Here is a 2,124-nt window from a genome sequence, read left to right on the forward strand (position 1 = left end):
CGAATAACCGCTTGTGCTCTGTCACGAGTCAACAAAGAAACTTTAATATCAAAAGGAAAGCCTTTATCGCGTAACGATTTGGCTAAACAGATACGTGTGAAGTACACGTTATTAGGAGCTCTGCTAATGTGAAAGGCAGGTACATTGTCTGAGTCAATCCTCTCAGAAAGCCCCTCAAACGCCAGAAACAAAAAAAGCCGTTGATAATCAACGGCTTTTCTCGTATTTAATATGGCGGAGAGATAGGAATTTGAACGCAAGGCTTCCTATTATATATAAAATGATGTGTTCAGCCGTGCCTGCTGTGGAGAACTTAGCTCAACCTGCTACGCTGGAAGCAATGGACGCTGTTAAAAAGTTCCAATTGAAATTTTATGTTGTTGACAGTATTCAATATTAGTTCACCTCAATTACATTGCAGTTGAAAGCTGTGAAAAAGCACAGTCTTTCTTCCTTAAAAAGAAACTTGTGATCTATTACTCATACCTAATTTGAGTTAATCACTATATTAAATATCCATTCAATCAAAAAAATTTAATGATATTGAAAAAGTGGTTACTCTCCCCCACTTTTGCCCTAACAAGTTCTCAGTAACATTATGCAAACCATAAATAGTAATCTTAAAATACTCTATCACTAACCCCACAAGATTAAAGAGAAAAAAACAAGTTATGAGTAACTTAGACATAAAAAAAAACAATATATTTAATGAAGTTCTTGCAGCCATTAGTTTTCTAACACGCTTTCCTTTTACAAATCACATGATGTTTCATGAAAAGACTGTGGCGGCTGCTAGTCGTTGGTTTTCATTGGTTGGTCTTTTTATAGGTTTTTTTGGCGCAGCTGTATACTTTGCACTTAGCTTAGTAGTTCCTCATTCCCTTGCGTGCGTTGTGACTTTGGTAATACTCATCCTTGCAACCGGTGCCTTTCATGAAGATGGCTTGGCCGATCTCGCTGATGGCTTCGGTGGAGGTTGGGATAAAAGCAGAAAGTTAGCAATAATGAAAGATAGCCAGATTGGCACCTATGGGGTACTTGCATTAATATCAACCTTTGCAATAAAACTGAGTAGCCTGCAGCTACTCAGTATGCAGCAAGTCATGCTCGCATTAATAACTGCACATGGTGCTAGCAGAGCTATCTCTGGCATGGTGCCATTCTTTCTTGAATATGCACGTATAGGGGAAAACAAAACACCACAAAAATCAAATACTATCAACTACAACACATTATTGATACTAACTGCATGTGGTTTCCCTGGATTGCTTTTACTGCCAAGCAGCTTAACTTTATTATTACTAGCAACTTGGTTGATAGCTTTTGTTTTATTACTCAAGTTAATGAAAAAACAAATAAATGGATATACAGGTGACACCCTTGGCGCAACGCAGCAAGTAATAGAGTTATTAACTTATATTTGCTTTGTTATTTGGACATATTAGTATATTAATACTTATTGAAACTAGTGATTACAAATCAAAACCAGACAGGATTAGTGCACTTAACATGTTAAAGTAAAAAATATTAAGGTGATGGAAAACCCTTTAGTTTAAAAGTGATAAAACTTAATATTTTTATTTCAGCCAGTTGCTGATTAATTTATAGAGAGTCTTTATTTAAAAAATAAAAACACGTTCCTCAGCAGCTAACTTTCCTATCTAGTTTAAAAGTCTCACTGCTAACATTTGCAGTCTAGCAATCACACTTAAGCGTAAACAACCTATAATGTATAAAATTACACATAGGTTCCGTGATGAAAATTTAGCCTCAAAAAAAATGAGGTTAGATGCCTCTAACCTCATAATGCAGGGTTACCAAGTAAGAGTGATGAAGTTATTACTCAGTTTTACCATATACTTTGGGTGGAAGTATATATTAAAAAATATCAAAAAAGCCACAATATAAAAATATGACTTCAAATAACATTTAACTTGCAGAAAAAACGATATCAAAATAAGAATAAACCAAACAATTATGGTTACATTCAAATGTTGTGAATATTGTTTTAAACATCTCTATTACGATATGCGTAAAACAACTCTCACAACAAATAATAGCAATGCTTATTAATTTTTAATATGTTACTTTTAACAGTAATTTAAACATATTATAAAATTAATT

The 2,124-nt window shown here is 33.9% G+C and carries 2 protein-coding genes; one reads left to right on the plus strand and one right to left on the minus strand.

What is annotated here, in order from left to right; translation table 11 throughout:
- A partial coding sequence (locus tag BCU91_RS20435; protein WP_206747615.1) for a hypothetical protein occupies positions 1-260 on the minus strand: 260 nt, incomplete at its 3' end.
- Between the two features lie 411 nt (positions 261-671).
- Between BCU91_RS20435 and cobS the strand changes: the two genes are divergently transcribed.
- Positions 672-1,445, plus strand: coding sequence for an adenosylcobinamide-GDP ribazoletransferase (gene cobS / locus BCU91_RS01795; RefSeq protein ID WP_102475834.1), 774 nt, complete (start codon positions 672-674; stop codon positions 1,443-1,445).
- Positions 1,446-2,124: the final 679 nt, after the last annotated feature.

Source organism: Shewanella sp. 10N.286.52.B9 (assembly GCF_002873635.1).
GTDB lineage: Bacteria > Pseudomonadota > Gammaproteobacteria > Enterobacterales > Shewanellaceae > Shewanella.